The 22,310-nt window shown below is 57.9% G+C and carries 20 protein-coding genes and 1 tRNA gene; 1 reads left to right on the forward strand and 20 read right to left on the reverse strand.

Annotated elements, in window-relative coordinates; genetic code table 11:
* The 16 genes from FGM15_06555 to FGM15_06630 form a co-directional block, all read right to left on the reverse strand.
* Positions 1-566: response regulator transcription factor (locus FGM15_06555; protein ID MBU3665523.1), on the reverse strand; the 566-nt coding region annotated here is incomplete at its 3' end.
* 170 nt (positions 567-736) lie between these two features.
* Positions 737-1,096: a DUF2442 domain-containing protein gene (locus FGM15_06560; protein MBU3665524.1), complete on the reverse strand. Its 360-nt coding sequence runs from the start codon at positions 1,094-1,096 to the stop codon at positions 737-739.
* Between the two features lie 10 nt (positions 1,097-1,106).
* Positions 1,107-1,370, reverse strand: a complete 264-nt coding sequence (locus FGM15_06565) for a DUF4160 domain-containing protein (protein ID MBU3665525.1) — start codon at positions 1,368-1,370, stop codon at positions 1,107-1,109.
* Positions 1,371-1,540: 170 nt separating this feature from the next.
* Positions 1,541-1,789 (reverse strand): DUF86 domain-containing protein, encoded by a 249-nt coding sequence (locus FGM15_06570; GenBank protein ID MBU3665526.1) that lies wholly within the window; start codon positions 1,787-1,789, stop codon positions 1,541-1,543.
* 62 nt (positions 1,790-1,851) lie between these two features.
* Positions 1,852-2,172, reverse strand: coding sequence for a DNA polymerase subunit beta (locus FGM15_06575; GenBank protein MBU3665527.1), 321 nt, complete (start codon positions 2,170-2,172; stop codon positions 1,852-1,854).
* Between the two features lie 109 nt (positions 2,173-2,281).
* Positions 2,282-4,039 carry a sensor histidine kinase gene (locus tag FGM15_06580; protein MBU3665528.1) on the reverse strand — a complete coding sequence of 586 codons (1,758 nt, stop codon included), beginning with the start codon at positions 4,037-4,039 and terminating at the stop codon, positions 2,282-2,284.
* 1 nt (position 4,040) lies between these two features.
* Positions 4,041-5,309 carry a type II secretion system F family protein gene (locus tag FGM15_06585; protein MBU3665529.1) on the reverse strand — a complete coding sequence of 423 codons (1,269 nt, stop codon included), beginning with the start codon at positions 5,307-5,309 and terminating at the stop codon, positions 4,041-4,043.
* A gap of 11 nt (positions 5,310-5,320) precedes the next feature.
* On the reverse strand, positions 5,321-5,938 hold the full coding sequence (locus tag FGM15_06590) for a hypothetical protein (protein MBU3665530.1): 618 nt from the start codon (positions 5,936-5,938) through the stop codon (positions 5,321-5,323).
* Between the two features lie 1,038 nt (positions 5,939-6,976).
* The gene (locus FGM15_06595) at positions 6,977-8,101 is read right to left on the reverse strand and encodes a hypothetical protein (GenBank protein ID MBU3665531.1); all 1,125 of its coding nucleotides are present in this window, start codon (positions 8,099-8,101) and stop codon (positions 6,977-6,979) included.
* 546 nt (positions 8,102-8,647) lie between these two features.
* Complete coding sequence (locus FGM15_06600) at positions 8,648-9,211, reverse strand: hypothetical protein (protein MBU3665532.1); 564 nt, start codon at positions 9,209-9,211, stop codon at positions 8,648-8,650.
* The gene (locus tag FGM15_06605) at positions 9,208-9,822 is read right to left on the reverse strand and encodes a hypothetical protein (protein ID MBU3665533.1); all 615 of its coding nucleotides are present in this window, start codon (positions 9,820-9,822) and stop codon (positions 9,208-9,210) included. Before FGM15_06605 ends, FGM15_06600 begins: the two co-directional genes overlap by 4 nt.
* Positions 9,823-9,824: 2 nt before the next feature.
* Positions 9,825-10,691 carry a hypothetical protein gene (locus tag FGM15_06610; GenBank protein MBU3665534.1) on the reverse strand — a complete coding sequence of 289 codons (867 nt, stop codon included), beginning with the start codon at positions 10,689-10,691 and terminating at the stop codon, positions 9,825-9,827.
* The gene (locus tag FGM15_06615) at positions 10,692-11,753 is read right to left on the reverse strand and encodes a twitching motility protein PilT (GenBank protein MBU3665535.1); all 1,062 of its coding nucleotides are present in this window, start codon (positions 11,751-11,753) and stop codon (positions 10,692-10,694) included.
* Positions 11,750-14,290, reverse strand: a complete 2,541-nt coding sequence (locus FGM15_06620; GenBank protein ID MBU3665536.1) for a prepilin-type N-terminal cleavage/methylation domain-containing protein — start codon at positions 14,288-14,290, stop codon at positions 11,750-11,752. Before FGM15_06620 ends, FGM15_06615 begins: the two co-directional genes overlap by 4 nt.
* A 43-nt stretch (positions 14,291-14,333) precedes the next feature.
* Positions 14,334-16,772, reverse strand: a complete 2,439-nt coding sequence (locus FGM15_06625; GenBank protein ID MBU3665537.1) for a hypothetical protein — start codon at positions 16,770-16,772, stop codon at positions 14,334-14,336.
* A 115-nt stretch (positions 16,773-16,887) separates the two neighbouring features.
* Positions 16,888-17,565: an NAD-dependent deacylase gene (locus FGM15_06630; GenBank protein ID MBU3665538.1), complete on the reverse strand. Its 678-nt coding sequence runs from the start codon at positions 17,563-17,565 to the stop codon at positions 16,888-16,890.
* 70 nt (positions 17,566-17,635) lie between these two features.
* On the opposite strand from FGM15_06630, the gene FGM15_06635 reads away from it, so the two are divergent.
* Positions 17,636-17,708, forward strand: a tRNA-Gly gene (locus FGM15_06635).
* Positions 17,709-18,516: 808 nt separating this feature from the next.
* On the opposite strand, the gene FGM15_06640 is transcribed toward FGM15_06635, so the two are convergent.
* The 4 genes from FGM15_06640 to FGM15_06655 all read right to left on the reverse strand — a co-directional run bounded on the left by FGM15_06640 (position 18,517) and on the right by FGM15_06655 (position 22,260).
* The gene (locus tag FGM15_06640; GenBank protein ID MBU3665539.1) at positions 18,517-20,010 is read right to left on the reverse strand and encodes a DUF3987 domain-containing protein; all 1,494 of its coding nucleotides are present in this window, start codon (positions 20,008-20,010) and stop codon (positions 18,517-18,519) included.
* Positions 20,007-20,972: a hypothetical protein gene (locus FGM15_06645; GenBank protein ID MBU3665540.1), complete on the reverse strand. Its 966-nt coding sequence runs from the start codon at positions 20,970-20,972 to the stop codon at positions 20,007-20,009. Before FGM15_06645 ends, FGM15_06640 begins: the two co-directional genes overlap by 4 nt.
* The gene (locus FGM15_06650; GenBank protein MBU3665541.1) at positions 20,969-21,157 is read right to left on the reverse strand and encodes a hypothetical protein; all 189 of its coding nucleotides are present in this window, start codon (positions 21,155-21,157) and stop codon (positions 20,969-20,971) included. The genes FGM15_06645 and FGM15_06650 overlap by 4 nt, the downstream gene beginning before the upstream one ends.
* A gap of 356 nt (positions 21,158-21,513) precedes the next feature.
* Positions 21,514-22,260: a hypothetical protein gene (locus FGM15_06655; protein ID MBU3665542.1), complete on the reverse strand. Its 747-nt coding sequence runs from the start codon at positions 22,258-22,260 to the stop codon at positions 21,514-21,516.
* Positions 22,261-22,310 lie beyond the last annotated feature (50 nt).

Below are 22,310 nucleotides of genomic sequence, written 5' to 3' on the forward strand. Positions count from 1 at the left end.
GTTTCGACTGTTTTCACACTGATCCCAAGTTTGTCGGCTGCCTCTTTGTTGGATAGGCCCTCGGCGAGCAACTGAATTAACTCCCTTTCCCGCGATGTCGGCTGCTCGTCGTTAAGCTTGGCCGCGTGCGGAAGGTTGCCCATTCTCAAGCTTTCGAAGATAACCTCGGAGATCTGCGAACTGAAGTAGTGCTTGCCTTGGAGAACGCACCTCACCGCGTCGAGCAACTGCCGACCAGCGTCGGACTTCAAAATATAGCCGTGGGCACCGGTGCGGAAGATCTCGACCACGACCTGTTCAGCATCGTGGACAGTAAAGACCAGAACTTTTGTATCTGGGCAGAGCTTGAGCACCTGCTTGGCAGCCTCAATGCCATTCAACTCGGGCATGGTCACATCGAGGATCGCCACGTCCGGTTGGAGCTGCTCAGCCATTTTAACCGCCTCCCGCCCCGTGGAAGCCTCCCCACAGCAACTGTAGCCCCCAGCCTCGATCAAATTGCGCACTCCGGCACGCACGATCTCATGGTCGTCGGCAATCAGGACGGTGGGTTTCTTCTTAGCCATGGAATCAATCTTTGACCACGGATATCACGAATTCCACCGATACCGCAGTAAGTGGGTTAGAATACTCTTGCCGAAACATTATTCCTTGCTGACCGATAGCGTTTCGACTCTCGTCCCAGAAGATCAGTGCCATCTGTGCAATCCGTGGTTAAATCTTTTCGGAATTGTGGCTATTCCTCCGCCACGGCCAGTTTTTCATCGACCGCCGAATACTCCACGCCGCGAAAAAGCCGTCCGGCCAACTTCGAAGTCGTCCGCTCGTCCTGAACTCCCCCGGCTTCGCACCACAAGCGCAGCACATCGCCTCCGTAGTCCAAACCCGTCGGGAAAACGAGCGATCCCGCCTCGAGTCTCACTTGACGAAAAACGTCCTCTTGCCGAAGTGGCTCCACCAAACACCCGGACAAACCGCGCAGATCCGGCCCCAGATCCAATACGTAGTTCGCCCCGTCAGCGAAGCACAACCTTAGCGTCGTGCCCTCGACCGGCACTGCCTCAACCAGCCGCAGAGATGATAGTTCTCTTTGCATTTCTGAGCGTTTAGTTCAAAGGCTCGATTGTGGGTAGTGGCTTCATTTCGCGAGCCGACTGCCAACAGCCAACCAATTCATCTTCGTGCAGCATAGCCCACTCCATGACCAGCGCAACAGCCCTCGGCGAAAGATCACCGTAAAGGTAGGACAAGGGCCGAATGGCAAAAACACCTTCGCACCCCGCATGCCAAGCGTGAAAGTGCGGCGGGTTGTGTTCACCCCGATAGTTGAAGGTGATCTGGATTCCAAAAAACTCCGAAACCTTGGGCATGGAGCATTTCTAAGCCACGGATGAGGGAAGATAAACGACAAGATTTTTTGGAAGCACCGTTTCCTCCCGTTGTCCAACGGGAGGAAACAATCCTTCTTAATCCGCGTCAATCCGTGGCTAAGAACCTCCGTGCCTCTGCGCGCCTCCGTGAGAGATGTCCCAGCATCCCCTCACTCCAGCGCCTTCTCGAGCGTCTTTAGAAGAGCGGGAACGTCTCGCGTCGCCGTTTCCCAGACCCTTTCGAGATCTACCTCCCCGTAGTGATGAGCGATGATGTTGCGCATTCCGCGGATCTCCCGGAAAGGAATGCTGGAGAGTTCCTTTTGGACATCAGGCGAAATCCGTCCTGCCGCCTCGCCGATGATTTCCAATCGACGAAGGACAGCATCCTGTTTTTCACCATTGTCGTAGAACGCCATCCAAGTATCTGTGTATCGCCGCAGCCGAATCCCGCATATCGACGAGCAAGCTCGTCTGAAACTTATCGCGCATACACTGGAACCGTGTGACTTAGGATAGACTCGCGACGAATAGCGTTGCGGCTTCGCTCGACGGCTTTACGACTCACAAGATCGACATCTACCCCCAGCCGTTCGACTAAATTCTCGCGGATCGAACCCAACTCGAAGAGCCCGATCTTGGCATCAGTATCGAAATCCACCAACAAGTCCACGTCACTGGACCGATGAGAAGTTCCAGCCGCACGTGAGCCGAATAATTCGACGCGCCTAATCGGGCGCCCAGCACAGGCAGCCCCAACAGCTACTCGAATTTCCTCAAGACCGATTAACTGCGAGACCATGATCTACCTCTGGAGCAAGAAGCAGGTCAGGGCAAGTCCCTATTCACACTGGGAAACACTTTTTGCTCCCGTTGTCTAACGGGAGCAAAAACATCCTCCTTAATCAGTGCTAATCGGTGGCCAGCTCTGCTGATTTATCCGCGGCCCGCACCCGACATTTCACCGACACCCCATACGGCGACGAATCCACCTCCAACTTTCCTCCCAACTGCTTCATCCGCTCGCGCATACCGGCCAAGCCGACGCCGACCGATTTCGTAAACGAGAACTCCTCGGGCAACCCCTCTCCATTGTCCCGGACCTCCAGCAACACCTCCCCGGCGTCACTGCGTTGAAGCGTGATCCATACCTTCGTCGCGCCGGCGTGGCGGTAGATGTTGCTTAGCGCCTCCTGAACGATACGAAAAAGGGCTGTTTCCTCGTCGGCCTTCAGTCGGGGAAAATCCTCGGGCAAATCAAGAATTACCGGGATGTTATTTCGCTTGGTGAAGCCGTCCGCAAACCACCGCACTGCGAACACCAAACCCTCCTCTTCCAAAAGCGGTGGGTGCAACAAATAGGAAATATTTCGTAGCTCTTGGCAAACCTGCCGGCTGATCGATGCTGTATCCGAAGCTAAGCTGCGCGTCCTCTCGTCGGTCGCCGTGGACTCCAATAAGCTGGTGTTCATCTCCAAGGCTGACAGCGCCTGCGCCGTCGAGTCGTGCAAATCGCGCGCGATGCGCCGACGCTCTTCGTCCTGAAGGCTCATGAGCCGCCCCGAAAGCTGTGCCAGTTGCTGTTGTGATTCCTGCAACTTTTTCAAGGCCAGCACTTCGGAGGTCACCTCTGCCGCGATCCATTGGCCACCGACTCTTTTACCCTTTGAATCGAAATTAGCTCTCAGCGTGTGCCGATACCAAACCGGACCAGCACCCCCTTTATTCATTGCGTAAGTGAAAGAAGTCACCGGCGATTCTGGTGTCAGACCATCCAGGGTTCTGCGGATCAAACCAAAAGTTTCGGAGTCCAGGCAGTCACGCAATTGGGGGCGGGGACCGATCGGTGAATGCACACACAGCGCCTCGAACGCACGATTGGAAAACGTGATTTTCTCAGCTGCGTCGAAACGGCAAATGCTTTCGGTCTGATCCTCGACCACGTTTCGATACTCTCGCTCTGCTTGTTGCACCAACCGCGCCAACTCTTCAATGCTTCCGGCGAGTTGGGCAATTTCGTCGTCGCCGGGGACGTCGAGTTTGACAGGCAGTCGCTCCGACCGCTTCTCGTTCTCCACTTTGTCAGCGAGCAACTGGATCCTTCCTAACACTGTGCGATCAACAACAAAGAGCACAAGAAGCAGGGCCACACCGCCGCCGATCGCCAGCGCCACCAACACAAGACGGGCGACCACAACCCCAGTTTCGTAAAAGGGTCTGGCGCCTGCGACCACAACCTCCGCGCTGCCGGACTTCACCGGAAAGACTGCTTCAACCTCCCCACCCTCGTGCTTCCGGATAAAAATCGGTGCGGCAGCATTTGTGCCATCGATCGAGCGAAATTCCCGATATTCCACCCTTCTTCCCAACAGGGTGCTCGCGTCGCCCAAGTCTTGCACAGACGGCTTCCCGGACAAGTTGCGCCCTTCAAGAAATTTCTGAACGTTGCGCGCCGTTTCCAACGCTTCCTGCCTGTCGGCCGCATCGAATTGCCGGAAAAGACCGAACCAAAGGCCGGAGATAACTAGACCACCAAGCGCAAATAGCAGGAGAGTCAGCAGCAGGATAGCCCGCGAGTAAACAGTTTCGGACCGCAAGCCAAGCAGCTTGCCCAGACTCGCAAGGGCGCGGCCCGAGGGAGACTGCGCTTCGGGAACAAAGCGGATCATTTCAGCGGCCGGGCACAGCCGGAGCCGATGCGCCCGGAGGCCCTTTTTTCTGTGGCATTAGGACCTTGCCCAAACTGAACATCGGGCCGTAAATCGCATAGATAATGCCCCCTACCATTGTTCCCAGAATAACGAGGATGAACGGCTCGAGCAATTTGTCGATTTGCGCCGCCATGGTATCGAGTTCCTCCTCGTAGTCCGTGGCCAGTTCATCAAGCACTTCGTTCATACTGCCCGTTTCGCTCGCCATCTGGACGACAGCGGCAATGTTCCGGCCGTCCGCTCCAAGCCGGTGCGACTCCATGAGGAAACTCTCGGGCATCGAGAGCCCGTCCTGAATGTGGTGTTTCACCGCGGTAAAAAACTCTTCGAATTCGACATGATTCGAACTTTTGCCTGCGATCTCGAGAGCGGTGGCTACGCGAACGTTGGCTTGCAACAAAAGAGCCAGGATACGGAAGCTGACCATTGCGGCGGTTTTGCGGATCAGGTTGCCGACCGTCGGCACCCTGATGAAAAACCGCTGCACCTGCGGAATGGCGTAGATTTTTCCCCAATTTTTGAACAGTGCAAGGAGAGCTACGATTGGAACGGCAGCCATGTAAGGTTGGTTGACCAAAAGGTCCGAAAAAGCGCTCATGACACGGGTGGCCAAAGGCAGATCGACGTTCATCGACGAGTAGAGTTTCGACATTGACGGCACGAGCGTGAAGCTCATGACGATCACGACAACCACTGCCAGCATGATGACAATCACCGGATAGATCATTCCCGAGCGGAGCTTGCGCAAAATCCGCAGAGATTTTTCGCGCCCGCTCGTGATCTGACGGAATACTTGGTTGATTTGCCCAGATTCCTCCCCAGCCCGGATGAGCGCCAAGACATCCTCGGTAAACAGATCGGGGTGCTGGGCAAAAGCGTCCCCCATTGTCTCGCCGGCCAGAATGCTTTGGTTGATATCAGCGACAGCGCCGCGATAGCGCGGGGACTTGAGACGTCCGGCCACCAGTTCAAAGCTTTTGTTCAGCGAGATATTGCGGTCCAGACACCGGGCCATGCTGCTGAAAAGAGCTACAGCCTCGTCCAGTGAGCCCTTCTTGAGACTTATACGGTGGACATACTCATCTGCACCCATGATGTCCGTGACTTCTGCCGTCTCGTTGGGTGCTTTGCCCGCGCCGAAAACAGCTTTGCCGTCGCTGTCGGTGTCGACAATAACCTCCGAGGTCTTGTCATTGTAAATATTAGTGAGCTTGACTTTCTTGAGCATGATTAGATTCGTCAGCGACTAATGCGGATAGTCGGCTGGACGATGAAAACGGAGTTCGTCAGATATGCAACTTCGGCGCCTCCGGCCGCCGACGCGTAGACCAGAGTGCATTGGGCCACCTCGTAGGCAATGGCGGCGCTCCCCCCATTGGTCAGACTCACGGAGTTGGTCACGATCGTGCTGTTGCTGAAACTCAATGACGAAGCGCCGACAGAAGGCACTACCCCTGCGCTACAGGGCTCGGGCAGGATACCGACGAGGTCCGAGACGTTGGTCACGCCAAGCCGATAGAGCGCGACTGCTTGCTCCTGTAGGTTGGCTGCGCGCAGAACCCCGGCGCTCTGCTCGCCTTGGACGACAAGAGCGCTCATCAGCACCCCAGCAGCAGCAACACCGACCGCCGCGATTGCGGCGGCGATCACTACTTCAACCAAGCTGTAACCCTCCCTATTCATTTCGCACACGCTGGTCCTCAAGCCACATGAGACGGTCGGCAACGGCGTCATAGTCGGCCGTGGGAGCCATTTCAGAAACAAAAGTTGGAGCATTGGCGGACACTTGGACAAGCTGACCGCCGGTGCGGATGCCACCAGTGATGGTAAGTAGACCCGCAATATCAAGATTAGCATTACCCTCCAGCGTCGCGCCGAATCGCCAATTCCTCGTGGAACCGCTGGTTGTCCGAATGAGGGTGTTGACGTTGGTTCCCTTGCGAAACAGATAAACCGCCCGGCGGTTGTCGCCGCTCAACGTGACATTGGTCAAATTGAAGCTGCTGGCAGGAACATAGACTTGGACCGGCGGTAAAGCGCTATTTGTGGTGCCGACCAAACGCAGCTGGTGAATGGCGTTGGCATTGGTGCCGGAGAATTCCCAGTTGGGAACTTCATAGAAAGCCAAAGTGTTGGCAATTTGCTCCAAATCCAACTGAATCTCGTTGTTTGATGTGGTCACGCCGGGCTCACCAATTTCGAGCAACTCGCCGAAAGCGGCTTCGGCCCTCGGAACATTCAAAGCACCGAGAGTGGCCATGGTCACAATCCCCGGCGCAACATTCGTATTGGTGATCGAGCTTACAGGCATCCTAGGCAGCGCGGAAAATCCGACCGCATAGTCTGCGTAGTCGTTGGTCCGCATATAGATCCGACGTTCGGGCGCCCATACATTGGTCGCAGGCAGATGATTTACAAAAGCGAAGCCGGCGACGATCGGGCTGCGCGTCCTTATTTGAAAGCCCCACGGCACGTTTTCGCTGGCCGCAACCAGTGATCCGGAGGCCCAAGCGGATTGGAATCCGCCTCTCTCGAAAATATTGAAGGGATTGATGCGGTTGGTCGCCGTCGGCTGGTCCAACGAAAGCCAGAACCCCAACTCAGGATCGACATTGGTAATGGCGAATCCGCCAAGTCCACCGGTCGCGCTTGCACTGAGCGAACCGCTAGGCAGTTCGCCGTAACCGCGCCAGCACTGGGTTAGGATATACTGCCGCGCCAACGCACGGCTGTTTTCGAGTTGCACCCGCCGCGCGACGGCATCCCACTCGCTTTGGCTCGCCCTCACATGAGTGACTGCCACTTGGGTGATGCCGCCGAGAATCGTCGCACCGACCACCAGTAACAAAAGCGCAAAGACGAGCACCGCGCCTCGAGGATGGTTGCTCTTCGTCATCATTGACCGGGAAACATAGGCACGATCGTGAATAAAGAGGTCCTGCCTGCCATATTCGTGTAGGCAGAACGCAAAGGAGGAGAGCCCGCAACTGGCACCGGCGCACCTCCGAGTCGCGTGACAAGAGGATCGGGCCACCAGAGAAAAGTAAACGGATGATTCGGAGCAACGTTGTAGGTCCCGCCTAGCGCAGCGCGTCCAAAATTCACGGCCAATGGCCGGAATCCGCCAGTCCCATTGTCTTCCCCGGGATAAAAAGAGTGGTAATAGTCCGTCGGTTTCGCGTTACCCCCGACATAGCGGCGCACCGAAGCATAGGTTCCGGGCGGACTTGTGGTTGAAACAAAATCCACCTCGTAAGTTGCCACCACGCGCAGAGAGTTGGACGCGCCGGCGAGGATACTCTGTGACTCGAGCCCTCCCAGAACAAATATCGTAGCATTGGTCGCGGTGAGCGGGCCGGTCTGGTTGGTCAGGAATGTTGCCGCCCCCGCCATCCCCTCGCTCACAAGCAACTTACGAAATCCTTCGGGAAAAGCCAGACCGCGCAGATCATTGGTGACGGTGAGGTTCAGAACGGCAATTCTGTTGTTGGTCCACTGCGCATTGCGGCCCAAGGCAAACACGGCTGTAGCGGCGGAGACGTCCTCCATGAGTTTGTCGCGCAGTAGGCGCGCCTTGGCCGCCTCCGCGTAGTTCGGGTTGGGCCACATGGTGATATAATCACCGGCGCCACCGAAAAGGTTGGCATGCGTATTCCCCGGCAATTCGACGTCAATGCGGCCCCCTCTGGTCACGGCGTTGGAGATGACGGCAAAACCGATCGCAGTCGCAGCAATTACCACCGCACCTATGGCGGCGGCCACAAGCAACTCCACCAGGGAGAACGCGGCTTCAGGGTTGGGTCTTTGTTGTTCCATCGGCACCGAGCACGGCGGGAGCGTTGAGCAATTCGACCGGGCGCTCGACCAGCGACTGCAGGTCTCGGTCACGTGCGCCCTGCAAGACATCCTGCACCGACTGCGGCATAAGGGGCGGCAACTGCACGGCCCCATCCCGTTTGACCGGCACGAGCTTGAGAAACGCTTCCCCGGGAAGAAGTGAGTCGACCCCCGGTGCCACATTGTATGGAAGCTCGATCGTGCGCGCCTCAGCCTGCTTTTCCTGCTCTACGAATTCCAAGACTACTTCGCGCTCCGTGATGGAGCGGACCAGAAGCTTTTCAGCTTGGTTGGCAAAAAGGCGCGGCAGCTCTTCTCCCACACCGACATAGACAGAGCCTATGAGGATGCGGTAATTGCCGGGGGATCCGGCCCGGCCACTCACGCGCATTGTTTTGAGCACACGGATCAATTTCTCCGCAGCCGTTTCAGGCGCCAAGCTGGCCACACTGTCGAACATTTCTGTCACCATTCCGAAAGGGCTTGGCGCGTCGGTTTTGACTTCGGCGAATCCGGCGGACTCGCGGGCTTGAGGGGTGAGCGACGAGAGGTAGGATTCCTCCGGTGCGGGACCGCGCAGGTCACGTTCTTTTTGCTGCTCCGCACTCAACTGTGCGGCGGGCGGGGCAGTCTGCAGAGTGGCCGGGGCCTGCGCGGATGCCGGACTTTTGAACCAGACAAGCAGGCATAGAAAGCAAGCCAGTTGGCGGGCGGGCGCGTGGTGCGGTCTCATTTCTTGCTTTTGTTTTTGTCGCGCAGCGGAACCTCGAGCATGAGTTCCATCCTGATGTCGTTTCCACGAGCGCCGGCCGCCATGGCCACGCGCCCAACACGCATTGTCGGACGGATTCTCTCCATCATGCCCATCCAATTGACCAACTTGCCGTAGTTATCGTCGAAGAGCAGGGTCGCGCGCACGAGCAGCGGCAGATACTCGTTGGGCTTGTTGTTCATCGTGTGCGGAAGCTGCTCGTAGCGCTGCGACAAGTTCAGCATTTCGGACGCCCGGACTTTCATACTGATGCCGGTTTCTGCTTCGTTCTGTTCCTCGATCACCGCGAAATACGGGCGCCACAAATCGGCGAACTCGACCAAGCCCTTAACATCCCTGAGCTGCCCGTTGTAGTAATCCCTCTCGGCGTTGAGTTGGGTCTCCACCGCCTCCAGTTCCTTCGACGCGTCATCCGCCTGCTTCGCGGCGGCCGTCGCTTTGCCGCGCAAGGACAGCCCGAACTGGAACATCAGCACGATGCCGATGACGACGAGCAGGGCTGCAACCTGTTTGGCATTCATAGCGGCACAATGCCCCGGCTTCGATCAGACGGCGTTTGCTCCAGCAGATCGGCGGCCGTCCTGTTGCGGAGAAGCACCGCCCGGTATTCCAAGTTACCCTTGATCTTTGTCTGAGTTGGCGAGAACTCAAGATAACCCATGTCACGGATCGCGGCCACGGTTTTGACGATTTGGTCGTCGGTCTTGCTGTTAAAAGTCAACGCAAGCTTGATCTGCGCGGGGTTGGCCGCATCTCGCTCCAGCGTAAGGTCCACGATAACTGAACCCGGATCCATGCTTTTAATGATTTTAAGCAGTAATGGCTGAAGAGGCACGGAAGATTCCACCCAAGAATAAAGCTGCGTGGCCTCCCGGTAATTTCTTTCGAGTTCGGAGCGCGCCGCCTTCGTGCTGGCGATTTCGGCCTCCAACGCCGAGCGCTGCTTCATGGTGTCTTGGTAGCGCATGGTGGCAACCCGCGCATGCCACATTGCCAGGGAACCGACGACAGCGAGAAAAACCAGGGAGAGATAAAAGACGATCGGTATCAAACGAAAAACCAGCGGCAGAGGCGGGAGCAGGTCCTTGCGCGGCGTCTTGAAGTCGTCGATTTTTTGCGCGTCGATCAGCATATTCAGCTTTTGTAGATCAACTCCGCCAGCAGACCTGGAGATGTCAGATCGTTGATTTTTTGCCCGGGAAAAACAGATGCCATCTTTTCGGGCAACCCGGGCACCGGCTCGTCGCAGGCCACGACAACATCCGCTCCTTCCGGCAAGCGTTCGGCAAATGGAGAGATCAGCTCCACCAGCGGTTGCAAGTCGTCGAAGAAGACATCGGGACGCGAACGGATCTCCACCCAATTGTCTTTGATCTGAAGGAGAGCGCAGACAGAGCCCGCGCAGGTGGCAAGGTAAAGAGCACTCACCGGATTCTCCGTTCCTTTTTTGGTATTGGTCGCACCCAGCGCGTAGCGCAAAAGCACGTAGACACCGCATAAAAGACGTCCAACTTTGAGACCGCGCTCTTTGAGCGTGGCCTCGGTCTTCTTGATGAAGTCGGCGTCGTAGCTAAGGAGAAGGCTGGAATTGGTCTCCGGATTGTGGGTCACAGCATAGATTTTCCCGCGCTCGAAACGCCCGTGCAGAATGCTCCGCGCGTCGATCTTGATCGCCTCTTCCGAGCCCTTCTTGCGCGAAAGATTTGTCTCAATACTGACCATGTAGCGGGTGTCGAGGGACACGGCGCACCATCCATCGCTGGCGTTTTCCTTCACGATGGGAAGGACGTCGACGAAAAGATCGCGCAATTCGCCGCGGCGACGGTCGGTGAATTTCACCCTTCCTTTGGGGTCGATCACGGAGAAGCCCAGGCCCGCGCGCCCGATGTTGAGCAGCACGGTGTTTTTGCCGGCAAAGCGCGCTTTCCATGCCGCCTCCGGATCGTCCGGCTCCGGCCGGAAAATGGAGAAATTCAGGATGCCTTTGACGTAGTGCAGCATTTAGACGGTGATTTCTTTTTGCGAAGCGAGGTATTCCCTCGCTTCTTCCCATCCGAAGCCCGTCCTGCTCGCCATGGATTGGCTGGAAAAGCCCTCGTTGCGTCTTGTCTCGAGGCTCGCATCGAAGTTGAACATTCCGCGCTTCCATCCGGTCTCGAGTTCTTGGTCGAGTTTTTTGAAGTCACCTTGACGGATGATGTTGACCACGCCGTCGTATTGCAGCAGGACCTCGTGAATCGGGAAGCGCTTGCCCGCGCGGTCGTCGAGCAGAAGGCGTTGGCACATGATGAGTCGCAGCGAGTCGGCGAGACTGGCCTGTGAACTGTCCAGTCGCTCGCTCGGGATGAGTTTGAGAAAACGCTGCACGGTCTGCGAAGCCGAGGACGTATGCAGGGTTGCCACCACAACGTGGCCCGTTTCGGAAGCCTGCAAGGCAATCTCCGCCGTCTCACCGTCGCGGATCTCACCGATAATGATGACGTCCGGCGCCTGGCGAAGCGCGGCGCGCAGAGCCCCGGCGAAATCCACCTCGTCCGATCCCATCTCCCGCTGAGAGATCAACGTCGGAAGATTTTCGGGATAGACGAATTCGATCGGGTCTTCAAAGGAGATAATGTGCTCGCGGCGTCGCTTGGCCCGGTGCAGAACCATCGAGGCGATGGTCGTGGACTTACCGCTGCCGGTAGCGCCGCAGATGAGGAAGAGGCCATTTTTCGCTTCGAGAAAGCCTTTCAAGGCAGGCTCCGGAACTTTGATGGACTCCGGCGCAGGAATGTCCTGGGGAAGAAGACGCAAAACCCAACGAAGCCGCCCCTTGGTCACCATCTGGCTCACGCGATAGCGTCGTCCGTGCAGGTCGAGGGCGCTGTCCACACAGCCGGGCTCGAGATGCTGCGGCACTTCAACCGTATGCACGATGTCCTCGTAAACCATCTGCCCGTTGCGCTTGTAAGCAAGCCGTTCGTTGGCCGTGAGGTAAAAGTCGCTCACGCGGCTGTCTTGGCTCAGCTCTTTGAAACGTTGGCCGATCGGCGACTCGGGTTCGAGGTGGAGGTAGTTCATGGCGTGTTTGTGCTTGTGACGGAGTTGGTGTCGCTGCCGCCCGAGACATCGATGTATCCGTTCCCCGAGACAGCCACTTCGCTGGCAAATGCACTGCCGTAAAAGGCGCCGCCATTGCCGACCGAAATCGTGCTATCGCGCGCCTCGACCTGCCCATAGACCGTGGCGCCACTTCCAATGGAAAAGCTGTAGTTGCTCATCACGACAAACCCGGTCTGGTAAATGGTGTTGCTACTTCCGAAAGTAATACCGGACATGCTGACCGCCGAGTTGAAGTAAACCTGCACCGGACCGAGGATTTCAACTTTGCCGCCGGTCCAAGTGCTCCCGGCACCGAAGACGTAAGACGTTAGTGTCCCCGGCGAGCCCATTCGCAACACGGAATTCGTGTTAGCCAAAGTGAGGGCATAGGATCCAGCAGCCAGCGTATTGGTGCCCGTGACGGTCACGGCCGCATTGCTCAAGGCGATGCCCGAGGGCAGGCCGGGTTTATTGGTGCTAACCGGCGGCGGGTCGGCACGGCGGTAAACCTTGCCATCGACGCGCGAAGTTTCCGTGGCGCGAAACTCGTAGTTGCTCGTCGTGTTCGTGCCATAAAGATCGACAATTTTGCGCCTGTCCGCCTGCGGATCGGCAAGGACTCCCTCTGTGGTGTATTCGCGGCCGGTGATACGATTCGTGTCGATTCCGGCATCGTTGGCTTGGTTGTAGGCTTTGCCCTTTTGCGCAACCAATCCCCCGGCGCCCGGGAGGAAGACCTGCGGCAACCCAGGCAAATAAACATTTCCCTCCACAACGGCACCCGCGTTGAGCACAGCAAAATCGCCAGCCTGCATGTAGATTGAACCTTTGACTGTTCCGCCGATGTTGGCTTTATACATATTCAATCCCACGTATTTGAGTGGGACGGTGGTGATCGCGATATAGGTGCGGCTGACTGGCTCGCAAGTAAACCAATGTTCCGTTCCAAGCGGACCCGTAGCTTGGGCTACAATCGTGTAGGTTTTGTCTGTGTAGAGGCTCGGTTGATTGGCGCTTGTGTTTGTTCCTCCTGACACCGGGTTAAGCGGAGCGGAACCAGCATTGCCAGGCGTGGACGTGTAAAAGATGCGGGCACTGGGATTTGTCGGATAACTTCCGACGATCTGTATGCTGACATTGTTGGTCTGAGGCAAACCGATCGGCTTGAGTGGGAGGATCTCTACCGTCAGCGGGGTGGTTTGAATTTCGGTCGTTTTATCCAGCGGATCGGCCGCAACAAGAAAGTCCGGCTGCAAAGACTGCACGCTGGCGAAAAACCTTATCCGCTTGCTCGCACCGAATCCGGCGACATCGATGGAATTTGTGACGGGCGTAAAGGTGGGCGCAGAGAATGCCGCGTTGGTCGCGACAGCCTGCACATCGGTATAGCGCGCAGTCGTTGTTCTGGTGTAAAGCGCTTGCAGGTAGTTGCTGGAGCGATATTTGGCCGGGACTTGGTCGATGTTTTCCAGCCTGACAACAATCGGTGAGCGAACCACCGGCGTCACCCCGACCATTTGCCCGCCGGCCTGCGCATAGGTCATTTGCGGTGGAATCGCGTCGCTCGCCGGAAAAATCGGCGTAACAGAAACGGGCCGCGCACGGAGAGTCGAGGCAAATGGGTCACTGTCGACATAACGACTGGTGTCAGTGCTCTTGAATTTTGCAACAACGACCGTTTCCGGATCAAGATTGCGGATGACATACGGGTCGGCGAGGTTCTGAAATTGCCCGCCATTGACCGATACCTGCACCGTATATTTCGGCAAAGCGAAGTCGCTGGCCACTCGAATTTCCAGCGGGTAATTCGTCAGGACCAACTGCTCTCCATTATAGACCGCATAACCACCCGAGCTTCCATCGGTGCGTTGGAGGAACTGGCCTTTGGGCAACTTGACTTTGTCCTTTTCCTTCCTCGCCGCTTCATCCTGCACAGCTATTGCCTGCGGGGCTGCGGCACTGGCCGGAGCAAGAGCGGGACGATCGGTGTATGCGGTCAAGTATTCACCTGTCGGGGTATGCGGCATGGGTCCCTGCCTCAATTCCGTAAGCAGCGGCGAGGCTGGACCGTTGACGAAGTCCCGTATGCCGGGATCCCCACCTCTGCGGACGTAAAAGTAGCCGGAGTTGTCCGGATAATCGGCACGCCAAGCTTCCGAGGCTGCCTCCTCAGCGTTTTGCAGGGCCATCTGCAAACCCGGATCGATGAACGGTCCGGGAAAACCCATGGCAGTCGAATCGGGCGAGGCAACTGTCTTCAACTTAGCCAGAACTTCCGCGGGTGTGGCGTTTTCCGGAATCACACCTCCGGACGCGCGATATGCGTCGATGCCGTTGTTGAGCACAGCCACGTCGTTTTTCAAACGTGCCTCACGAGCGCTTTCGCGCAGACCACCGACCGCCACGACGCCTACGCCACCCAAGGCCGCGACCACAGCAGCCGCGATCAGGATTTCCACCAGCGTGAACCCGCGCCCCTCGCGTTGCTGACGGCTCATCTGATCCGAGAGCTCCATACTGCAAAAAGATAGCACGCTTCCGCGGCGCGCCAAAAAGGCCTCAAGGGAAGCCCTCCTTCATCTGGAACTGATCCAACTGCGCGTTTGCCAAGACCTTGTTCAGTTCGACAAGAAGCGCATCGGCCCGGGCGGAATTATCCAGAAGCGCAGTGGGTGCATAGCCGGCACCTTCCATGACTTGGGCCTGAAGATCGTTAGCAAGAGCACGAGCGCGCTGGATAACGCCGCGAAGTTCCGCGTTGGTCTTGGCATCATCGCGCGCCTCTTTGTTGATCTGACGGTAATATTTCAGTTGGTATTCAAGCCAGCTGAACGCCCCGGGCAACGCCCCCGCGCCGCCGACGAGCGTGCCATCGGGAGCGAAGGTCGGCGCTGGCGGAGGAACCCCGGGCTTGATCGGAATCACAGCTTCAGGATTTTCAGAAATGCCGGGCGTGCGCGAAGGATCGGAAATCACGTAGGGCGTGATGAAAATGATCAAGTTCGAGCGACTGCGATTGCGTCCCTTGTTCTTGAAGAGGTAGCCGACACCGGGGATGTCCTTGAGAACCGGTATACCGCCGGTGCTGCGCAGATCGGTGCTTTTCTCGAGACCGCCAACCGCGAGCGTGTAGCCGGAATCAACCTGCAAAGACGCGTTGTAAACACGCTCGGCCGTCACCGGATATTGGTTGGAGCCAGTGCCTAGGTTGATTGGGACCTGATCGATGATCGACGAAATCGTGATAGCCACTGTGAGGGCGATCTGATTTTTGCCGACGGCTTTCGGAAGGATGTTGATCTGCGTTCCGGTCGGCAAATAAGAGAGCGAACCGACATTCTGGCCGCCGACATTTCCGCTCGAGACATTCTGCACGCCGGCATTGACCGGTGTGTTTTCTGCCGAAGTAATCGCAACCTCACGGTTGTTAATGGTGAGAACGCGCGGGTATTGCACCAAGGAGCCTTCACGGTCGCGGGTGAACGCCTGGATGGCAAGAGTGGCATCCTGCACCGAGAGAACTGCCGAGTAGGGTGCATTGAACGTCACCGCCCCGTTGGAACCGCTGATTTGTCCGGAGGGACTGATGCTTCCGCCTCCGGTAACGCTCAAACCATCCCCGCCGAATACCCCCTCCCAGTTGATACCGAAATCAGACTGGGGATTCTTGTTGGTCTCGAAAAATTTGACCTCGATGGCGATGAGGTCCTGCGGTTTATCCACCTTGCTAAGATAGTCGCCCACCCATTTGTGCTGCTTCCGCGTGGCCACAACCCAGAGGATGTTGGTATCGGAATTGTAGATGACCTGCGGTTTCTGCGGGGGCACGTAAACCGGAAACAACTCGGGAACTTCGGAACCCGCCGAGGCCGTTGGCGCAGCAGATTGGCCCGCAGCGGAACCACCGCCCCCAACCCCGGTTAGAAGAGAAGCCAAGGCGCCACCTCCGCCAGACTGCTGGCCGGCGGAACCACTCGACGACGCCGATGACGACGGTGCGTTCTCGCCTACACCGTCAAAAGGCGGAACACGCATACTCTGCACCTCCGATCCCGAAGCAGCGTCGGGATCAACGACCGTGCCGTCGGCGTTGTATTGCAGAGGCTTCATGCCGAGCATGACGCGGATCTCGTTCACGATACGCGGAGCCTTGGCCTCAAAAACGCGCTGTGAATATTGCAGTGGCAACTGCGGAGTGGTGGCCGAGATATTTCCCGTGCCGCCGGAGGTTCCCCCCGTGCCGCCGGTTTGCTGTGTCGTAATGCCACCTCCTGATGCATTACCGCGAAACTCAACCTGATCGACAGGATCGTGCTTCAACTGGTAGATCACGCCGATAAGTTCATTCTCTTTTTCGGCCATTCTCGCGCGGGTCAGATTGGCATCGCCGATACCCATAAACCACACGCCGTCCTCGAAGCGCAGCTTGATGTCATTCTGTCGCGCGACACTCTCGAGTGCAGCGAAGGGACTAGCGTTCATTTTGAAAGTCACCAAGCGCTGTGCCTTAGGCGAATGTTCGGGAATGCCAACGTAGGGAATTCCCGTCTCTTCGGCTAACAAGCGAAGCACATCGCGCAAAGACGAACGATCGAAGGTGAAATTTTGCGGCGGCATAGAGCGCAACTGAAGCGCGCGGCGGTTTCCCATATCGCCGTAGTTGGCACGCTCGGCCGGACGGCCGTAAAAAATCGCCGGACCTTCGGCGGGCGTCGCCTCAGGCGTGGGGAACACCACATCCGCAGCGCGGGGCGGCGGCGTTGGTGTTGCCGAAGGCTGGGATGCGGGCTGCGGAATCGCTTCGGGCGTGGGCGCCGGGACCGCGGGAGACGTTGCGGCGATTTCCTCGGCCACCGCCTTGGCTTCCTCCGCGTTGGGTGAAGCGGTAGGTTCCGACTGTTGCTGGGCCATGAGGCCGGTCGCCAGAAGCAGATAAGCCACCAACGCGAGGAAGCCCGCACCCCCGTGGGTTGCTGGCGAGCTAGACGCGCGCGACAAGCGCAAATATGGAGGAGCCTTCAGAGACACAGAGTAGCAGTAAACGGGCACTTTATTCTGCTACGAACAGAAGAAGACGTCAAAAGCCAAAAGCGGCCTGACGGGAGCCCCAATTTCAGAAGAAATCGCTCGCAGCCAAGAGCTTGAGTCCTCCGCTGGCGCCACGGCCAATGACTTCGAACCCATCGACCGCCGGGGGCTTGGGGTCGATCAAGATCCGCTTCGCGTCGGCCGGCGCAAGGAAAGCCAGACTCGCCGCGGGATAAACCTGCAGCGACGTGCCGACGACGATCAGCACGTCCGCCGATGCCGCGATTTCCGCCGCGATTGGCATCAAAGGCACTTCCTCGCCGAACCAGACGATGTGCGGACGCAATTGCGATCCCTTTTCGCAGAGGTCGCCTTCTTTCAGTTCCCAGCCCCTCATCGGATAAACCAAGTCCGGATCGGCAGTGGACCGCGCCTTCGTCAGCTCGCCATGCAAATGAATGATCCGCGTTGAGCCCGCGCGCTCGTGAAGATCGTCCACATTCTGCGTGATGACCGTGACATCATGATCCTTTTCCCATCCGGCGATGATGCGATGGCCCTCATTTGGTTCCGCCTCGAGAAGCGCCTTGCGGCGCTCGTTGTAAAAGCGCAGGACGAGCGCACGATTGCGCCGCCAGGCCTCGGGCGTGGCAACGTCCTCGACACGGTGTTTTTCCCAGAGTCCGTCGTTATCGCGGAAAGTTCGCAAACCGCTCTCGGCGCTCATCCCCGCCCCGCTCAGGACCACGATATGCCTCTTCATCGGGCGCAATCCCAAGTCTCCGGATCGGCGTTGACAGAGCCCACGATCACTCGCATATTTGGAATCTTTCGCGGGTGTAGCTCAGTTGGTAGAGCACTTCCTTGCCAAGGAAGATGTCGCGAGTTCGAGTCTCGTCACCCGCTTTCCCCCTAATCCCCAAGGGTTTACGCAAACGGCAGGGGGTCAAAAAGGCCAAAAGCATAAGAAAAGCATAACAAACTTTCCCGCGCCAATTGCGTGTGCCGGTGTTTACCCGTGTGCAAAAAAGATCCCCGTGCATGAAGGCTTCCGCACGGATTTAACCCAAGTGGCCGTCACCAGCGCGAGAATTTCGCGTGTGTCCACTAGCGCGGAACGTGTCCCGTAAGCCGGCGCGGAACGTGTCCATACCCCCGCGCATGAAGGCTTCCGCCAGCCGGCGCCGCAAGTGTGCCCGGCAGGGCACATTTTTTGCGCGAGCTATAACCGTCAAACAAAGGTTGTAGCTTATACCCCAGCAGAGAGAACGGGCATAACAACCCACAACCAAGGTTATAGTTTCGGACATTTTTCGGGGATTCGCTCATAAAATCGGGGCGGGCGACACTCCAACCGCAGGATTCAGCCCCCTTAAAAGATTGCTTCCGTCCCCCCGTGTCACCCATGAAGGCAAGGGAACCTTCTGGGGTTCTAGAGCCGGGGTCGGTAGAGACTCCCAGCGTTTGAGAGCGAATTTATTACGAATCTCCCAACTTAACTTTACAGAGTAGAAGCCCCGTTTCGGCGCCTTAACTAAACTAAAGTGCCGTGCGTTTTCTGGGCATACCCCACACCCAGAACCCCCAATACCCCCAATACCCCGTAGGGAAGCAATCTTTTGCCCACACCCCGGGGCGGGGTTTCCCTGGCCGTCGCCTTCTCTGTAAGTGTTCACCGTGCGCGCAAACGGTGAACAAGTGAACGCTCCCGCTGTCATGGTGCCCGCATTACCACCTTGGAAGGCCGGCCGCCGTGTTCGTGTGTGCGTTCTTCGATTACCAGCGCGGCCGGCCACGCTGCACACAGCGCGCGTATTTCGGCTTCGGGGTAGCTGTGGGATTTCGCCGCGTCCCGCAGGGTGAGCGTGCCGCCGGCTTTATCAATCAGCCGCACGAGCCGTTCCAGGCGTTCTAGCTGCCGTTCGGCGCGGCCGGCGTGCAGGATTGTTAGTTGTTGTGCCACGCACCAGCGCGCAATCTGTATTGCCCGTTCGGCTACTTCGGCGCCGATAATGCCCAGCGGTATGTCGGGGTCATCCCCTACGGCCAGCACAGCGCCAATCCGTATTGCGAGTTCGCGCGCGCGTCCCAGCTGTTCCTGTATGTCTGGCACCTGCCGGCGTAGCTCCACGGTTTCGTTGTGATATTCCCGGAAGGACACCCGCGCCCGATGGTCGAATTGGACGGGCAGGGGAATAGCTCCGGGATTTACCGGCCGGCGTTCGGCTACATCGGCTATGAGCGTGCCCCACCGTTCAAGTGCCGCGCGGTCTAGCTGCCGGTCATGGCCTTCATCTAGCTGAGGCGGTATGTCGCACACCACGGGCAGCAGGCGGGCACAGAATCCACGTTCTAGGAATTCCCGGTTGCCGTAGGTTTCGCGCATTACGGAAGGCTGCACCAGCAGCAGGGCCGCAAGGCAGGGGTGAGCATCCACGCTTCGCATCATGCGATCTTGTTGGATGGGTTCGCAGGAAAAGCCTTTAAGCCATATTTCGCAATCGGCTTTGCTGTCCCCGCGATACCGGCCGGCCGCTATGCGTAGAACCTCGCCGCCTTCCACTGAATAGACAAAGGCCGCGCCGTCCGGGTTGCGTCCGCATATCTCAATCAACTTTTGGCTGGTGCAATCTTCCACCATGGCGCGCGGTGGGGGTAGTTCGCGTTCTATCCGGGCTAGTTCCTGTTCTAGCTCTACTTGCCGTTGTTCATCCTCTGCCGCAGAGCGTCCGCTGTTTTCTCGCCTTTTGGGATTGGCAAAGCGGGAACGTATGCCCTTTAGCTCGGATTCCAGCCGGCCTTTTAATGCGCGAAGATCGGGCTGGGTGAATTCCCGGAAGTGCTTTGCCCGCTGTTGGCTGAATTCCACCAATGGCCGCGCCATGATGGCCGCTGTGCCTTTACCCGTGCCGATGGGTGCCCCTATGGCCGCGTAAAGATTCCCGTGTGTCTCCTGCCCGTCTTTTGCTGCCCCGGTAAATGCCCACGTGCGCCCCATCGCGCCCGAAAGCGTAGCCAGCGCGCACAGCGCCGGCATTTCCACGGGCACGTTGTGAACGTCTGCCACGGTTGCCGCCGCGTCCCGTGCCGCCGGGGGTAGCGCATCCAGGGGAAAGGTTGTGCCGTAGTTTCCAATCCAGATTGTTTCGGCGTTTTGCTGTTCGCCTTCATCGGATTGCCGCCATGTTTTTGCCTTTTGTTCAGTCATAAAATCACCTGGGGGTTGAAGTAGTAAACGCGCTGCCGCTTCCCCGTTTTGGCGTTCAGCCCTTCGGGCAGGCGCACTAGCTGGCAGCGTGTGAAGGTGTGGTAATCGGCGCCCAGCCGGCACGCGCGCCGCATGAATAGACGTAGGGATTCTTCGGGCTGGCCGGCCGCGTAGAACCAGCCGTGCACGCTCTTGCCGCCGCTGTGCAGCGCCAGGGCCAGCGGGTAGTCCTTCGCCAGGTGCAGCAGAATTGCGGCTTGCTCGTCCGCTGTGCCGGTGTCCGCTTCAATCACAATGTAGCGCCGCGCCCCGGTGTTTTGCAGACAGCGCGGGGTTTCGTCTCCGTCTTGATTCAGCCCCGTGCGCGTAATCATCGGGCTGGGCACTACGTATTGCAGCCCGTTCAGCCGGCCGCGCCATTCGCCCCGGGGTAGCGTGGCCGCGTTGCTGTTGGCCTTCGCCACGCACAGCAGAGCATCAGCAGGGAAAAGCGCATCAGCGTAGAATTCCGCATCCATGCTTTCATCGGGCCGCACGGGGCTTTCTTCCCATAAGTCGCAAAGGCCGGCGCCGCTGGCTGTGATTGCTCTCCGTGCCGTTTCGTCCGCTTCGGGCCACGGTTTGCGCTCTTGCGCGTAGGGCTGCCGCGTATTGGCTGTGCGTTGTGCGTTCTTTATCGCATCGCCAATTTCCCGCCCGGGCACATGGCGCCCGCAGGCAGCAGCCGCGTTTTCAAGAATCTGCCGTATGTCGCCTTCGTCGCGCCCGCAGGTGAATAGCGCCCTGGCGCAGCGGAAAAGCCAGCCGTGGAAGCCAGCGCCGGCCGTAGGGGGTGAAGCCAGCAAATCCCGCGCCCAGGTGGGAAGCTGTTTGACGCTGCCCCCTGTAGTAGTAGATTGGCTTCGTTCAGTCTTTACCCCCGGGGCGCCGCCTTGCGTCTCGGGGGTTTCTTTTGCCGTCATGGCGCCGTGCCTTCGTGTTTGTGCACGTGGTCTTTCAGCCGCCGCACGCTTAGTTCGTGTTCCACCAGCGCGCCCAGCGCGCGGGCGTAGGATTCGCAGCAGTTGCGCGCGAGTTCAGCCTTGCGCCTCTCATACTCCCGGCGGGCTTTGTGCCGGCCGCCCTGCAGGATTTCCGCGCGTCTCATCAGTTCGCGCCTCCCAGGGTTTCAACCTGGCTGTGCAGGTAATTCAGCAGGCTTTCCAGGTGAACGAGCCGTGCGCCTTTCGCAGCGCCAGGGCGCCGCAAGCAAACGGTTTTCACGTTCCCGCCTTCCAGCAGTTGCCACATTTTGGAACGGGAAAGCCCAGTCCAAGGGCAGAGCGTGGAAGGCTTCGGAAGCCGGATGAATTCCGGCCGAAAGCCAGCCGGCAGTTGCGAGTTATCGGCAGCGCGGATTACTTCCACGGTGCCGCCGGTGTTGCTGTGTTTAGTTGTCACGGGCATATGATTGCCCGTGCGTGTCAAAGCGACTATTTGCCGCGATTAGGTTTTGAAACTTTGTTAAGTGGCTCTTTTTTCGCCGCCAGAACCGTTCGTAATAGCCCATTTTACCGTGCTTCTGTGCTGCCCCAGCATGAAGGCTTCATGCAGATTGTCATAAAGTAAGAAAGCAAGCTGAATTCCTGCTTGTATCACTCGTTCGGCATTTTGGCAGGCGCGCGCGCGCTGAACGGGATTAGTCACCTTTCCAAGGCCACCGGCTTTTTGAAAAAAAGGGCGCATCAATTCAGCGGTTTCTTTCATCGTAAGCCCCGCGCGTCGCGCGCGTAGAGCAACCAGATCGCAAAGTAATGGTGCTTTTGATTTTGGGCCGGTGCGTTGCGGCACCTTAAAAAAAATGGGGCCACCTCTTTTTTCCTTACGTCCGTCAGCTATCCATTTCTTGAAACCATTTAAAAGGGCGCCGTCTGTTGCGTTCCAGTCCACATCAAACACCACGCGCTCCGTCCAAGGGCAGGGTTTATGAGCAAGTAGGTTTGCCGGCCGAACCTCTGAGAGCGGGAATAAGGAGCTTTGTGCCACATACTTTTTGGCTCCATTGTGGAAGGCCAATTGCGTTTTACGTATCTGGGCGTCTAACTCGCCCCACTGGGGCTGATTAAGTGGGTGGGTGTCCTTAGGTAATGCCCGGTTTTCGAAGTAGTGATGCCAAAACGCCTTAGGCAACACTCTCTCTTTTTGTGTAGCTAAGGCGGTAGAAACTTCGCGGTGATATTCATACGAGCACGCCGCCTCCCACTCGTCCATGGGCACAAGGTGAAAGGCCCACTCCCCGGGCGGCGATAGGGTTTTGGGGG

Source organism: Chthoniobacterales bacterium (assembly GCA_018883245.1).
Lineage (GTDB): Bacteria > Verrucomicrobiota > Verrucomicrobiia > Chthoniobacterales > JACTMZ01 > JACTMZ01.